The following is a 13,937-nucleotide window of genomic DNA, read 5'->3' on the forward strand; positions in this document are numbered from 1 at the left end:
TGCCGGTGCCGACGCACGGGGGCGCGGCGGCGGCTGACGGGGCGGCGGATCGGATCCTACTGGGCCACACCGTCCAGCTCGTGCCCCATCCGGTCGCGCTTGGTGCGCAGGTAGGTGATGTTGTCCCTGGTCACGAACGAGGGCATGGCCACCCGCCGCACCACGCGCACGCCGTGCGCCGCCAGGCCCTCGGCCTTGGCGGGGTTGTTGGACAGCAGGCGCACCGAGGAGACCCCCAGGTCGGTGAGGACCTGGGCGCCCGCGCCGAACTCCCGCGCGTCGGCGGGCAGGCCCAGGCGCAGGTTGGCGTCGACGGTGTCCACGCCCTCGTCCTGGAGGCTGTAGGCGCGCAGCTTGTGCAGCAGCCCGATCCCGCGCCCCTCGTGGCCGCCCAGGTAGACGACGACGCCGCGGCCCTCCTCGGCGATGTCGGCCATGGCCGCGTCCAGCTGGGCGCCGCAGTCGCAGCGGTGGGAGCCGAAGGCGTCGCCGGTCAGGCACTCCGAGTGCAGGCGGGTCAGGACGTCCGTGCCGTCGGTCAGGTCGCCGTACACGAGCGCGACGTGCTCGGCGCCGTCGGCCGTGCCCTTGAACCCGATGGCCCGCCACTCGCCGTGCCGGTTGGGCATGCGGGTCTCCACCATGCGGGTGACCAGCGGCGGGGTGGCCTGCTCGGGGGTGAGGTCGTGGCCGAGCGCGACGCGGTGGGCGGCCAGCTGCTCGACCGAGACCAGCTTCAGGCCGTGCTCGTCGGCGAACGCGCGCAGGCGGGGCAGGCGCGCCATGGTGCCGTCGTCGTTGACCACCTCGGCCAGGACCCCGGCGGGGCGGAGCCCGGCCAGGCGCGCGAAGTCGGTGGAGGCCTCGGTGTGCCCCCGGCGGGCCAGCACGCCGCCCGGGTGGGCGCGCAGCGGAAGGATGTGGCCGGGGCGGACGAAGTCGACGGGGCGGCTGTCGGTGGAGGCCAGCAGGCGGATGGTGTGCGCCCGGTCGGCGGCGGAGATGCCGGTGGTGACGCCCTCGCGGGCGTCGACGGTCACCGTGTAGGCGGTGCGCAGGCTCTCCTCGTTGCGGGCGGTCATGAGGGGGAGGTCGAGGCGGTCCAGGTCGCCGCCCTCCATGGGCACGCACACCACGCCGGAGGTGTGGCGGATCATGAACGCCAGGAGTTCGGGGGTGGCGAGTTCGGCGGCGAAGATGATGTCGCCCTCGTTCTCGCGGTCCTCGTCGTCCACGACCACGATGGCGCGGCCGGCGGCGAAGTCGGCGATCGCCTCGTCGATGGAGTCGAGGACCGAGGCAGGCCCGGTGGCGTCCGTGGCGCCCGGTGTGGTGTCGGTGACGGTCATTACCGCTCCCTGAAGATGGCTGGGTGGTGTGCTGGGTGGGTGGCGGCCCGGACCCGCCCTCGGGTGGCCGCCCCTGGGAGTCAGCCGCGGTCGCGGGCGGCGGTGACGGCGGCGATGCGCTCGACGTACTTGGCGACGACGTCCACCTCGACGTTGACGGTGGCGCCGACGGCGAGCGCGCCCAGGGTGGTGGCGCGCAGGGTCTCGGGGATCAGGCTGACCTCGAAGTACTCGTCGGCGGCGCCCGGGGCGCTGACGGCGGACACGGTCAGGCTGGTGCCGTCCACGGTGATCGACCCCTTCTCGACCACGTACGGGGACAGCTCGCGGGGCAGGTCGAAGCGCAGGACGTCCCAGTTGTCGCCGGGGGCGCGGGAGATCAGGCGCGCGGTGCCGTCGACGTGGCCCTGCACGATGTGGCCGCCGAGCCGGCCGTCGACGCGGGCGGCGCGTTCGAGGTTGACCGGGGAGCCGGGGACGAGCGCGCCCAGCGAGGACCGGTCGAGGGACTCCTTCATGACGTCGGCGGTGAAGGTGCCCTCACCCCGGCCGACGACGGTCAGGCACACGCCGTTGACCGCGATGGAGTCGCCGTGGCCCGCGTCGGAGCCGACCAACGGTCCGCGCACGGTCAGTAGAAGGGACTCGCCCGTGGTACCGGCGGGTTCGATGGACACGACCTCGCCGAGTTCCTCCACGATTCCGGTGAACACGCCCTTGCCTTCCCTTCGCGTCATGGCGCTCCGGGGCATGGGGTGTGGATCGGGTCCACGGCGGTCGGGGCCGACGGCGCACGTGTGACACGGCGGTCGGACCCGTCCCAACGCGTACTGCCTTCCATCCGGACTTTCACCGTCGGTACCGGAATTCCACCGGTTCAACCGGCCGATGGCTTCGGCCGGGTCGCGGACTGTCACCGCCGGTTCGGACTTTCACCGACCCCGGAGCACGCGTTCGACTGTCGTCTAACTGCCCGGATACTACCCGGTCATGGGGCGGGAAGCCTAGGCCGTGTGAGGCTACTCACGGGTTCACTTCGGTGTCGGCGTCGCCGTCCGGGGAGGTCGGCAGGGGTTCGGGACGACGGGCCAGGCCGCTGCGGACGAAGATCTCGGGCGCGCCGAGGGAGGCCCACAGGGCGATGAGGGCGTACACGGCGAACTCGGCGACGGCCTCGGCGGGACCGGTCAGACCGCCGAGGAGGAGGTCGTCGAGGACACGGACCACAAGGATGACCGAGACGCCCAGGACGAAGCGGGCGGCGCGCGCGGTGAGGGCGCCGTCGGCGCGGTACCACCCGCGCGCGTGGAGCACGGTGAACCCGACGATCCCGCCGAGCAGGCCGCCGCAGGCCGTGGCCAGCCCGGCCAGCGAGGCTCCCGCCGGGTCGGCGGGAACCGCGCCCGTCCAGTCGGCGGGCGCGACCCAGTCGGCGCGCGCGAGCCCCTGCCACAGGGCCGCCGCCAGACAGGGCACGACGGAGACCGCCAGCGCGCAGCCGACCCAGGCGGCGGTGGACAGGCCGCGCCACCAGGCCAGGACGCGGTCCTCCCAGCGCAGGACCGCCCACAGGATGGCCAGTCCGACGAGGAGTCCGGCGAGGACGTCGCTGAGGAAGTGCACGCCCAGGTAGACGCGGGACAGGCAGATCAGCGCGACCAGGACGGCGGCCGCCGCGATCCAGCCGCGGCGGCCGGAGCGCACGCCCAGGTAGCCCCACAGGACGGTGGAGGACTGGGCGTGCCCGGAGGGGACGCCGAAGGTGGACTCGGCCGCGTGCGCGGTCACGCTCGGGCTGAACCAGGAGGGGCGCGCCCCGAAGAGCGCGGCCTTGAGCAGGTAGTTGACCGCGCCGGAGCCGACCACGGCCACGAAGAGGCGGGCGCCCGTGCCCGCGTGCACGCACCAGAAGACCAGGGCGAGCAGGAGGACGACGAACGTCTGCGAGCCGAGTTCGGTGATGAGGCCGAGGGGGAACGCCAGCCAGTCGCCCCATCCCTGCACCCACAGGATGGGGGCGGTCTCCGCCTCCCACAGGGCGTCCATGGCCAGGTGCTCGGGTGTCCAAGCGGTCAACGCGCACTCCAGGGGTCCGCGCCTGGCAACGCGCTCACGCCGCGCCGCTCCCCCGGATCGCGCGGGCGCGAGGGGAAGACGGAGCCGCGACCAAGCGGAATCGATGACTTCGGTGGGGAAGCATAGAACGGGCGCCGCCCGGGTGACCAGAGCCACCCGGGCGGCGCGCCGGGATCGTTATGCGAGCGGGCTGGCCTTGGCGGCCAGGGAGCGCAGGGTGTCGACGGCCGCGGCCGGGTCCTGGGCGCCGTAGACGGCCGAACCGGCGACGAACACGTCGGCCCCGGCCTCGGCGGCGCGCTCGATGGTCTCGGCGCTGACACCGCCGTCGACCTGGAGCCAGACGGAGGACTGGCGGTTGTCGAGGAGCTCGCGGGCCTTGCGGATCTTGGGCAGGACGATGTCGAGGAACCGCTGGCCGCCGAAGCCGGGTTCGACCGTCATGAGCAGGAGCATGTCCATCTCGCCGATGAGGTCCTCGTAGGGCTCGACCGGCTCGGCGGGGTTGAGGGCCAGCCCGGCGCGGGCGCCGAGGCGGCGGATCTCGCGCAGGGTGCGCACGGGAGCGTTCGCGGCCTTGGCGTGGATGGTGACGCTGCCCGCGCCCGCCTCGGCGTAGGCGGGGGCCCAGCGGTCGGGGTCCTCGATCATCAGGTGGCAGTCCAGCGGCGTGGAGGCCGCCTTGAGCAGGGACTCCACGATCGGCAGGCCGAGCGTCAGGTTGGGCACGAAGTGGTTGTCCATGACGTCGACGTGGAGCCAGTCGGCGGAGGGGGACACGGCGGCCGCCTCGTCCGCGAGGCGGGCGAAGTCGGCGCTGAGGATGCTGGGTGAGATCTGGATTGCCACACCCGAAGTGTAGCCAGCGGTCCTCGGCTGAGAGCCCCCGCCGCCGTCACGCGTCGGTCCTGCGCAGGAGCGCCAGGAACATGGCGTCGGTTCCGTGGACGTGCGGCCAGAACTGGACGTACCGCCCCTCGGGGCCCGCCGCCAGGTCGGGGATCCCGTCGAGGTAGTCGGCGGCGCGCAGCAGGGTGAGGTCGTCGCGCTCGTCGAGCACGCGGCGCACGATCCCGTCGGTCTCGTCCAGGTGCGGCGAGCACGTCACGTACGCGACCACTCCCCCGGGGCGCACGGACTCGACCGCGCTGACCAGCAGGTCGTGCTGGAGCGGGGCCAGGGCGGTCACCGACTCCGGGGTGCGCCGCCAGCGCGACTCCGGGCGGCGGCGCAGCGCCCCCAGTCCCGTGCACGGCACGTCCACCAGGACCCGGTCGAAGACCCCCGGCCGCCACGCGGGGGCGGTGCCGTCGGCGACCACGACCCGACCGGCGTCGCGCGGGGCGCGGCGGACCGCCGTGGCCACCAGCCCGGCGCGGGCGGGCTGCACCTCCGACGCCAGCAGGCGCGCCTCACGCTGTCCGGCCAGGGACGCCAGCAGACCGGCCTTCCCGCCGGGGCCCGCGCACATGTCCAGCCACAGGGAGTCGTCGCCGCGGGCGTCCACCCGGGTCAGCGCCAGCGCGACCAACTGGCTGGCCTCGTCCTGCACGGCGGCCCGGTGCTGGCGCACCTCGCGGATGGCCGCGGGGTCGCCCTCGGGCAGGTAGGCGGCGAACGGCGAGTAGCGCGCCTCCTGCGCGCCCGCAGCGACCAGGTCGGCGACCGTGGACCGGCCGGGCTTGGCGACGAGCGTGACGCGGGGGCGCTCGTTGTGCGCGACGAGCAGGCGCTCGGTCTCGACCAGTCCGGTGGCGGACCGCTCCCCGAGCGCGCGGGCCAGCTCCTTGACCACCCAGCGCGGGTGGCTGTGCACGACGGACAGGTACCCGCTGGGGTCGGTGTCGCGGTCGGGGGCGACGACCTCCGTCCACGCCCCCAGGTCGCGCGCGGAGACCTTGCGCAGGACGGCGTTGACGAACCGGGCGCGGTGGTGCCCCACCACCTTGCGGGCCAGGTCGACGGTGGCGCTCACGGCCGCGTGCGAGGGGATCTTCGTCGACAGCAGCTGGTGGGCTCCCAGGCGAAGCAGGGGCAGCGCCTCGCGGTCCACGGAGGCCAGCGTGCGGTCGACGCACGCCTCCAGGATCGCGTCGTAGGTGCCCTGGTGGCGGAGGGTGCCGTAGGTCAGCTCCGTGGCCAGGGCCGCGTCGCGGCCGCTGATGCCCCGGTCGGTGAGCTGGGCGGGCAGCAGCAGGTTGGCGTAGGCGTCGCGCTGCTCGACGGCGAGCAGGACGTCGTAGGCGACGCGGCGGGCCGGGTCACGGGGCTTGGGCGGTCCGGAGGCGTCCCGGCCTGCGCCCTGCGCGGGTTTCCTGCCGCGTCGGGGTCGGCGGTACGGGGATCGGGACTGCTCGCTCAACGGTGTTCTGCCTCAACGAACCGGGGACGGGGTCTGGCCGGAGCGGGCCGACGGGGCCCGCTCGCCAGGACGAGACTACGGCAGCTCAGCGGCCCAGGCGGTCATCTTCGGTGGGACGCACGCCACGGGCCCAGTCCACCGCCGCCATCGCGCGCTTGCCCTGGGGCCGCACCTCGCCCAGCAGGACCGGGTTGGTGCTGGTCCCCACGACCACGCGGCGCTTGTCGGCGTGCACCTGCCCCGGGTCGAGGGCGGGGGTGTCGGCGTCGGGCAGGGGCGTGACCGGGCCCACCTTGAGCCGGGTGCCGCGGAAGGTGGTCCACGCGCCGGGCGCGGGCGTGCACGCGCGCGCGACGCGGTCCACGCGCTGGGCGGGGTCCGTGAAGTCGAGCTCGGCGTCCTCGGGGTTGAGCTTGGACGCGTAGGAGACCCCGTCGGCCTCCTGCGGCACCGCGATGAGTTCGCCGCTGGCGATGCCGTCGATGGTGCGGACCAGCAGTTCGGCGCCGGAGACGGACAGGCGGTCGAGGAGTTCGCCGCTGGTGTCGGTGGGACGCACGGTCTCGGTGAGGGTGCCGAAGACCGGACCGGCGTCCAGCTCCTTGACGATCCGGAAGGTCGATGCGCCCGTGACGTCGTCGCCGTGCAGGACGGCGTGCTGGACCGGGGCCGCGCCGCGCCAGGCGGGCAGCAGCGAGAAGTGCAGGTTCACCCAGCCGTGTTTGGGGACGTCCAGGGCCCGCTGGGGCAGCAGGGCGCCGTAGGCCACCACCGGGCAGCAGTCCGGCGCGATCTCGGTGAGCCGTTCCAGGAAGGCGGGGTCGCCCGCCTTCTCCGGCTTGAGCACCTCGATCCCCTCGCTCGCGGCCAGCTCGGCGACCGGGCTCGCGGACATCCTCCGCCCGCGCCCGGAGCGCGCGTCGGGGCGGGTGACGACCGCGGCGACCTCGTGGTCGGAGTCGATCAGCGCCCGCAGGGACGGCACCGCCACCTCCGGCGTTCCAGCAAAGACGAGCTTCATGGTCGGGTCCCCTCCACTGCTCCGGGCCGCCCCGTGCCCCCGGGCGCCCGGATCGCGTGACGCCCACGCGCACGGTCCGTACGCGTCCCAGTTCTACCAGTCGTAGGGGCCGCCCGGCGCCGCGGACCACGGGCGGTGTCCGCGGCTTCTGGTAGACCAGTGGGTGATGACAGCTCAGCCCGGCCCGCCCGACGGGGTCCTCTTCGATCTTCCCGAACAGGACCCGCCCAAGGCAGCCCCGGCGAGGGCGCGCCGAGCGGCCAAGCGCGAGCCCGCCGACCGTCTCCCCGTCGCGCGCGTGGTCGTGGACACCCCCCTCCCCCACCTGGACCGCTACTTCGACTACCGGGTGCCCGCCGACATGGACGAGGCGGCCGTGCCCGGCTGCCGGGTGCGGGTCCGTTTCAACAACCGCCAGCTCGGCGGGTTCCTCGCCGAGCGGGTCGAGACCTCCGAGTTCTCCGGCCGCCTGGCCTACCTGGAGTCGGTGGTCTCCCCCGAGCCCGTCCTGACCCCGGAGATCCTCGGTCTGGCCCGCGCCGTCGCCGACCGCTACGCGGGCACGCTGAGCGACGTCCTCCGCCTGGCCGTGCCACCGCGCCACGCGCGTGTGGAGCGGGAGGAGACCACCGACGAGGACGCCGGGACGGCCGGGGACGAGGACACCGGCCCCGGCCCGTGGGCCGACTACCCCGAGGGGCCCGTCTTCCTCCGGGCGCTGCGCGAGGGTCGCGCCGCGCGCGCCGTCTGGAGCGCCCTGCCCGGTGCCGACTGGGCGGACGCCGTGGCGGTCGCGGCGGGGGCGGCGCTGGCCGCGGGGCGCGGCACGGTCATCGTCGTGCCCGACGGCCGGGACGTCGAGGCGGTGGACGCGGCGTTGACCCGGCGTCTGGGCGAGGGACGCCACGTGGCGCTCACCGCCGACCTCGGACCCGCCAAGCGCTACCGGCGGTGGCTCGCGGTCCTGCGCGGCCGGGTCCGGATCGTCGTGGGCACCCGGGCGGCGGTCTTCGCCCCCGTGCGCGACCTCGGCCTGGTGGTGCTGTGGGACGACGGCGACGACCTCCACGCCGAACCGCACGCGCCCTACCCGCACGCGCGCACGGTCCTGGCGATGCGCGCGCACCGCGCCGACGCCGGGGCGCTCATCGGCGGGCACACGCGCACCACCGACGCCCAGCTCCTGGTCGAGTCGGGGTGGGCGCTGCCGCTGGCGGCGGACCGGGCCACCCTGCGCCGACGGGCTCCGGTCGTGCGCGCGGCGGGGGACGACCGCGAGCTGGCCCGCGACGAGGCGGCGCGGTCGGCGCGCATGCCGAGCCTGTCCCTGCGCGTGGCCCGGGACGCGGCCCAGACCGGACCGGTGCTCTTCCAGGTGCCGCGACGGGGGTACCTCAACGCGCTGGCCTGCGCCGGGTGCCGCGAGCCCGCGCGGTGCGACGCGTGCCGGGGTCCGCTGGCCGTGCACGGCTCGCACGCCATGCCCTCGTGCGGCTGGTGCGGCCGGGTGGCCGGGCAGTGGGCGTGCCCGGAGTGCGGTGTGACGCGGGTGCGCGCGGTCGTGGTGGGCGCCCGGCGTACGGCCGAGGAGCTGGGCAGGGCCTTCCCCTCGTTGACCGTGCGCACGTCCGGCAGGGACGAGGTGCTGTCCGCGGTCGCGGACCGGCCGTCGATCGTCGTGGCCACCCCCGGCGCCGAACCCACGGCCGAGAACGGGTACGCGGCGGCCGTGCTGCTGGACGGCTGGGCACTGCTCAACCGGATGGACCTGCGGGCGGGGGAGGAGGCGCTGCGCCGCTGGCTGAACGCCTCGGCCCTGGTCCGGCCGGGCGGCACGGTGGTGGTGTCGGCCGACGCCGCCCTGCCCGTCGTGCAGTCCCTGGTGCGCTGGGACCCGGCCGGGTTCGCCGCACGCGAGCTGGCCGACCGGCGCGAACTCGGGTTCCCCCCGGCGGTCACGATGGCCTCGGTCACCGGCGCCCCCGAGCACGTGCGCGAACTGCTCGACCAGCTGGACCTGCCCGAGGGGACCGAACTGCTCGGACCGGTCCCGGTGGCCTCGCCCCGGGAGGAGACCTCCGGCGACGCCGCCGCGACCGAACGCGCCCTGCTCCGGGTGCCCCGGGGCGGTGTCGGCGCGCTGGCCAGAGCCCTGAAGGTGGCCGCCTCCGCCCGCAGCGCGCGCCGCGACGAGCACCTGGCCCAGGTCAGGGTGGACCCGCTGCACGTGGTCTGACCTCCCGCCGAGGACGGCGCCGGGCGTGGCCCCGGCCCCTCAGCCCCTCCCGTACCCGGCCCGGTACAGGTCACGGAGCAGGGCGATCTCCGCCCCGTGGTGGACGATCTCCCGGTTCAGGTGCAGGACCAGCGCCACCATCGGGAACTCCGCCCACTGGGGCGCCTCGGCCGCGCCGACGGGCGCGGACATCGCCTCGTCGTCGAGTTCCCGGACGTGCGCGCACCAGGCGTGGTAGGCCGCGTGCAGCCGGGCGCGGGCGTCCTCGGCCCCGCTGGGCCAGTCGATCGTCTCCCGGGTGGCCGTCCGGCCGCCGAAGTGCCAGTCGACCCGCGTCTCCAGCACGTCCACGACGATGTGGCCGAGCCGCCAGGCGAGGGTGGTCACCGGCGGCGGGTCGGGTTCGGGGAGGGCGCCGTCGGGCGCGTACCGCCCGTCCGGCCTCCGCCGCACGGTCCAGCAACCGGGGACGGGTTCCCACAGGTACTCCGCGTCGGTGAGGCCGTCCAACCTCGGCCACAGGGAGTACTCCCAGTAGAACTGGAGCTGCGCCAGCGTCTCCCCGGTCCAGTTCACCGCCACGGGCCCGGCCTCCCCGTGCGTGCCGCCGCCCGACCCAGTCCGCCCCGGATCCCGCTGCCCCGGGCGGACACGTCCTCGTCCGGGTAGGGCCACCAGGTGATGTCCGCGACGCCCGGTTCCACGGGCCGGAACGGGGCGAACGCGTCCCGCACGGCCGCGTGGGGGGCGGTGGAGGCGAGGCAGAGGAACCCGCCGCCGCGCATCAGGGAGTGCAGGTCGCCGATCCACGTGGGTGGCGTGTCGGGGGCGAGGGGACGGGTCAGCAGGACGGCGAACGGCTGGTCGAGGTCGACCAGACCGGAGGCGCGCAGCCGGTACAGGAGCGTGGCGGGGTCGGCGCCGTCGCCGGAGAGGACCGCGGTGTCGGAGGCGGGGAGCACCCCCGCCGTGCCGTGCGGCGCGACGTGCACGACGGCGGCGTCGGGCCTGCGCTCCCGGACGCGTGCGCCGGTGCCGGGCACCGCGCACCCCCAGTCGACGAACTGGTCCACACCGGCGTCGGCGCACAGGTAGTCGACGACGCGGCCCAGGAAGCGCTCGTGCAGGCGGAGCTGTTCGGCGTGGCGGGGGTCGGGGAGCCGGGCGTCCGCCCGACGGCCGAGGCCGACGACGCGGGACCGCCGTCCGGGGACCGGCACGGGGTCCGGCCGCTGGGACGCGGCCGTGAGCGGGCCTGCCTTCGATCCTCGGACGTCCGTCACGATCACGCTCCCCCAGCCGGTCCGCTCGTGGGAGGCACGGCGCGCGGATCCGATCGGGATCGTACGTATCGCGCCCTACCGTCAGGGCCCGATGCTACCCCCGGGAACGTGATCCGTCGCACAGGGTCGGGTGATTCGTGCCCCGGTTCTCCGTCTGGGCGGTATCACGGCGGAATCCGTGGCGGGAGGCCCGTGTGCCGTGCCGTCTCAGAGCACGTTGCGCGGGTCCGGGACCGGCGCCAGCCGTCCGTCGCAGTCGGCGTACTCCCACCGGGGGCCGTGCTCGACCAGCGCGGCGACCGCCCCGACGAGCCGGTCGACGTGCTCGGTCGTGGTGCCCACGCCCAGGCTCGCCCGCACCGCCTGCGCGTGCCCCTCGGGCAGCAGGTGGCGGGTCAGGGGGTGCGCGCAGAACAGCCCGTCGCGCACGCCGATCCCGTACTCCGCGGACAGGGCGGCGGCCAACAGCTCGGCGGGCAGGCCGTCCACGGTGAAGGACACGATGCCCACGCGGGTGTGGTCGCTCCCCCACAGGGACAGCTCGCGAACCCCGTCGATCCCGGCCAGTCCCGCGCGCAGCCGCTCCAGCAGGGCGGACTCGCGGATGTGCAGCAGTTCCTGGGTGGCGGGGGTGAAGGTGTCGCAGGCCGCGGCCAGGGCGACGGCGCCCAGGACGTTGGGGCTGCCCGCCTCGTGCCGCGCGGGCAGGTCGTTCCACTGGACGTCGTGTTCGGTGACCAGGCGGGTGGCCCCGCCGCCGGACAGGTAGGGGGTGGCCGCGCGCAGCCAGTCGGAACGCCCGGCCAGCACACCGGAGCCGAAGGGGGCGTAGAGCTTGTGTCCGGACAGGGCGACGTAGTCCGCGCCGGTGGCCGCGAGGCTGAACGGCAGGTGCGGCACGTACTGGGCGGCGTCGACCACCACGCGCGCTCCCTCGGCGTGGGCCACGCGGACCAGGTCCTCGACCGGCCAGATCTCGCCGGTGACGTTGGAGGCGGCGGTGACGCACAGCAGGGTCGGACCGGCGGGGGCCTCGCTCAGGGCCCGCCGCGCGGCGGCGACGGCGGCCTCGGGGGACTCCGGCAGGGGGAGGCGCACCACCCGGCCCGCGCGGGAGGCGGGGTGCTCCCAGGGCAGCAGGCTCGCGTGGTGCTCGGACTCGAAGACGACCACGGTGCAGCCCTCGGGGACGGCGCGCGCCAGGAGGTTGAGGGCGTCGGTGGTGCCGCGCACGAACACCACGGCGTCGGCGGGCTCGGTGCGCGCGCCCAGGAAGCGGGCGACACTGCGGCGGGCGCGCTCGTAGGCGTCGGTGCTCACCTGGGAGTGGTGGCCCGCGCCGCGGTGCACGCTGGCGTAGTGGGGCAGGGCGTCCGACAGGGCCTCGGCGACCGAGGTCAGACACGGGGCGCTGGCCGCGTAGTCGAAGTTCGCGTAGTCGACGCGCCCGCCGGTGACGAGGGGGACGCCGGCGTCGGCGGTGACGATCGAGCACTCGGCGGGTTCGGGCGAGCGCAGGGAGTGGATGTGATGGACCGTGGTCAAGATGCACCTCATTCGTGGGTCGGGGGACCCACGTGGTGCCTCACGGCATCAGCTCCGGGGTCCGCGCTTGTCAGACACGGTCGTGTCGGGACCTGGTCCTCACCCGGGGCACCCCACCGCGGAAGGAGGGTTGCCGGCCAGCAAGCCGGGGCTTGACGCTGGCACTCGTGACCTGGCCAGAAAGGTAGCACAGCCCCGGCGGGGCGTACACCGGCCCCCTGGTGTGCGCCCGCCCACACCCCGCTTGACACCCGCCGCCGGGCCTGGGACATACTGGAGCCGCCTGCCCTCACGCCGCGGGTGTCCGGCTTTCCCGGCCGCCCTCCAGGCGCGAGACTCCAGAGCATCGGAGTTTTCGCATGCCCGCGAGCGAGAGGTGTGTTGCTTTGCACGGCGACGACCGTATCCAGCAGCTTTTCCGCAACCCCAGGGTTGTCCTGATCTCCGGCTACGCCCGTCTTCCCGACACGGTGGCGAGCCATTCCCAGTACCAGCGGCTGGGCGTCGTGCTCGCCGTGGACACCGCCGACGACCGGATCGTCGCCGCGGACACCACGCTCCTCACCGACCTGGCCAAGGAGTTCTTCCGTGCCCTCGTCGAGGGCGCCTCGGTGACCGAGGACATCGCCGAAATCGTCCAGCGGGTGCAGACGCGGTACGCGGGCCAGTCCGGCGCCGCCCTCACCACCGCGCTCCGCCGCTGTCTGGAGACCTACCACCAGCTGCGGGACGGCGACCAGCTGCCCGGTCACGCCGACGCCGAGGAGTGAGCGCCCCCGTGTCCGACACCCACGCCGAACCCGCCGCGCCCCCGCCCCTGGCCGGGGTGCGCGTGGCCGACCTGTCCCGGGTCCTGGCCGGGCCCTACGCCACGATGCTCCTCGCCGACATGGGCGCGGAGGTGGTCAAGGTCGAGCAGCCCGGACGCGGGGACGACACCCGCGCCTGGGGTCCGCCCTGGGCGGGGGCCGCCCAGGACGCCCCGGGCGAGGCCGCCTACTTCCTGTCGGTCAACCGCAACAAGCGCAGCCTCGCGGTGGACCTGAAGGACCCCGAGGGCCTGGCCGCCGTCCAGGACCTGTGCGCCTCCTCCGACGTGGTGATCCAGAACTTCCGCCCCGGGGTCATCGACCGCCTGGGCCTGGGATACGCCGACGTCAGCGCCCGCAACCCGGCGGTCGTGTACTGCTCGGTCAGCGGGTTCGGGCCCGAGCACGAGCCCGCCACGCGCCCCGGTTTCGACATCGTCGTGCAGGCCGAGAGCGGGCTGATGGCCGCCACCGGCCCGGCGGAGGGCCCGGCGAGCAAGGTGGGCGTGGCGCTCACCGACGTGCTCACCGGCCTCAACGCCGCCGTGGGCGTCCTGGGCGCCCTGATGCGCGCGCGGACCACGGGCCGGGGCGAGCACGTCAGCGCCTCGCTCATCAACTCGACCCTGTCCGGCCTGGTCAACCTCACCCAACAGGCGCTGGTCACCGGGGCCGAGCCCGCGCGGATGGGCAACGCGCACACGACGATCGTCCCCTACCAGGTCTTCCCGACGGCCGACGCCGACATCGTGGTCGCGGCGGGCAACGACGCCCTGTACCAGCGCCTGTGCGCCGCCCTGGACCGGCCCGACCTGGGCGGTGACCCGCGCTACGCCACCAACCCCGGGCGCGTGGAGCACCGCGGGGAACTGGTGGCGGAACTGTCGCGCACCCTGCGCTCCCGGCCCGCCGACCACTGGATGGACGTGCTCGTGGCGGCCGGGGTCCCGGCCGGTCGGGTGCGCGGGGTGCTGGACGCGCTGCGCACCGCCGACGCCCACGGCGACGACGTCCTGCGCACCGTGGAACACCCCACCGTCGGACCGCTCGAACTGGTCCGCGCGGGGTTCCGGATGGAGGGCACGCCCACCCCCCTGGCCGCCCCTCCCCTGCTCGGCCAGCACTCCCGCGACCTGCTCACCGAGCTGGGCCTGGACGGGGGCCGCATCGACGCGATGATCAAGCGCGGCGCCGTCCAACAGCCCGACCTGCCCTGACCCGGGCGACGCGACCGCCCCGACCGACACACCGAACCA

The 13,937-nt window shown here is 75.0% G+C and carries 12 protein-coding genes and 2 riboswitches; of the genes, 3 read left to right on the forward strand and 9 right to left on the reverse strand.

Annotated features, from left to right (window positions below; translation table 11 throughout):
- Positions 1–56 precede the first annotated feature (56 nt).
- From AB0I72_RS05050 to fmt, 6 genes are all read right to left on the reverse strand, one after another.
- The gene (locus AB0I72_RS05050) at positions 57–1,349 is read right to left on the reverse strand and encodes a bifunctional 3,4-dihydroxy-2-butanone-4-phosphate synthase/GTP cyclohydrolase II (RefSeq protein WP_358563146.1); all 1,293 of its coding nucleotides are present in this window, start codon (positions 1,347–1,349) and stop codon (positions 57–59) included.
- Between the two features lie 80 nt (positions 1,350–1,429).
- Positions 1,430–2,062 carry a riboflavin synthase gene (locus AB0I72_RS05055; RefSeq protein WP_358563737.1) on the reverse strand — a complete coding sequence of 211 codons (633 nt, stop codon included), beginning with the start codon at positions 2,060–2,062 and terminating at the stop codon, positions 1,430–1,432.
- A 110-nt stretch (positions 2,063–2,172) separates the two neighbouring features.
- A riboswitch (FMN riboswitch) is annotated at positions 2,173–2,303 on the reverse strand.
- Between the two features lie 69 nt (positions 2,304–2,372).
- Positions 2,373–3,425, reverse strand: coding sequence for a phosphatase PAP2 family protein (locus AB0I72_RS05060; RefSeq protein ID WP_358563148.1), 1,053 nt, complete (start codon positions 3,423–3,425; stop codon positions 2,373–2,375).
- 177 nt (positions 3,426–3,602) lie between these two features.
- Positions 3,603–4,274: a ribulose-phosphate 3-epimerase gene (gene rpe / locus AB0I72_RS05065; protein ID WP_358563150.1), complete on the reverse strand. Its 672-nt coding sequence runs from the start codon at positions 4,272–4,274 to the stop codon at positions 3,603–3,605.
- Between the two features lie 46 nt (positions 4,275–4,320).
- On the reverse strand, positions 4,321–5,787 hold the full coding sequence (locus tag AB0I72_RS05070; protein WP_358563152.1) for a transcription antitermination factor NusB: 1,467 nt from the start codon (positions 5,785–5,787) through the stop codon (positions 4,321–4,323).
- 85 nt (positions 5,788–5,872) lie between these two features.
- Positions 5,873–6,808: a methionyl-tRNA formyltransferase gene (gene fmt, locus AB0I72_RS05075; RefSeq protein ID WP_358563154.1), complete on the reverse strand. Its 936-nt coding sequence runs from the start codon at positions 6,806–6,808 to the stop codon at positions 5,873–5,875.
- A gap of 166 nt (positions 6,809–6,974) precedes the next feature.
- Here fmt and AB0I72_RS05080 point away from each other — a divergent pair, with 166 nt between their 5' ends.
- The gene (locus tag AB0I72_RS05080) at positions 6,975–9,044 is read left to right on the forward strand and encodes a primosomal protein N' (RefSeq protein ID WP_358563156.1); all 2,070 of its coding nucleotides are present in this window, start codon (positions 6,975–6,977) and stop codon (positions 9,042–9,044) included.
- A 39-nt stretch (positions 9,045–9,083) separates the two neighbouring features.
- Here the strand turns inward: AB0I72_RS05080 and AB0I72_RS05085 are convergent, their stop codons facing one another.
- From AB0I72_RS05085 to AB0I72_RS05095, 3 genes are all read right to left on the reverse strand, one after another.
- Positions 9,084–9,626 (reverse strand): DinB family protein, encoded by a 543-nt coding sequence (locus AB0I72_RS05085; RefSeq protein ID WP_358563158.1) that lies wholly within the window; start codon positions 9,624–9,626, stop codon positions 9,084–9,086.
- On the reverse strand, positions 9,617–10,327 hold the full coding sequence (locus tag AB0I72_RS05090; RefSeq protein ID WP_358563160.1) for an SAM-dependent methyltransferase: 711 nt from the start codon (positions 10,325–10,327) through the stop codon (positions 9,617–9,619). The genes AB0I72_RS05085 and AB0I72_RS05090 overlap by 10 nt, the downstream gene beginning before the upstream one ends.
- A gap of 207 nt (positions 10,328–10,534) precedes the next feature.
- A complete protein-coding gene (locus tag AB0I72_RS05095; RefSeq protein WP_358563162.1) occupies positions 10,535–11,872 on the reverse strand; it encodes an aminotransferase class V-fold PLP-dependent enzyme in 1,338 nt (445 codons plus the stop codon).
- Positions 11,873–11,930: 58 nt separating this feature from the next.
- Positions 11,931–12,045: riboswitch (SAM riboswitch) on the reverse strand.
- A gap of 213 nt (positions 12,046–12,258) precedes the next feature.
- On the opposite strand from AB0I72_RS05095, the gene AB0I72_RS05100 reads away from it, so the two are divergent.
- Together AB0I72_RS05100 and AB0I72_RS05105 are read left to right on the forward strand one after the other, a co-directional pair.
- Complete coding sequence (locus tag AB0I72_RS05100; protein WP_358563739.1) at positions 12,259–12,642, forward strand: DUF3870 domain-containing protein; 384 nt, start codon at positions 12,259–12,261, stop codon at positions 12,640–12,642.
- An 8-nt stretch (positions 12,643–12,650) separates the two neighbouring features.
- On the forward strand, positions 12,651–13,898 hold the full coding sequence (locus tag AB0I72_RS05105) for a CoA transferase (RefSeq protein ID WP_358563164.1): 1,248 nt from the start codon (positions 12,651–12,653) through the stop codon (positions 13,896–13,898).
- The last annotated feature ends 39 nt before the right edge of the window (positions 13,899–13,937 follow it).

The sequence above is a fragment of the Nocardiopsis sp. NPDC049922 genome (assembly GCF_040660275.1).
Classification (GTDB): Bacteria; Actinomycetota; Actinomycetes; order Streptosporangiales; family Streptosporangiaceae; genus Nocardiopsis.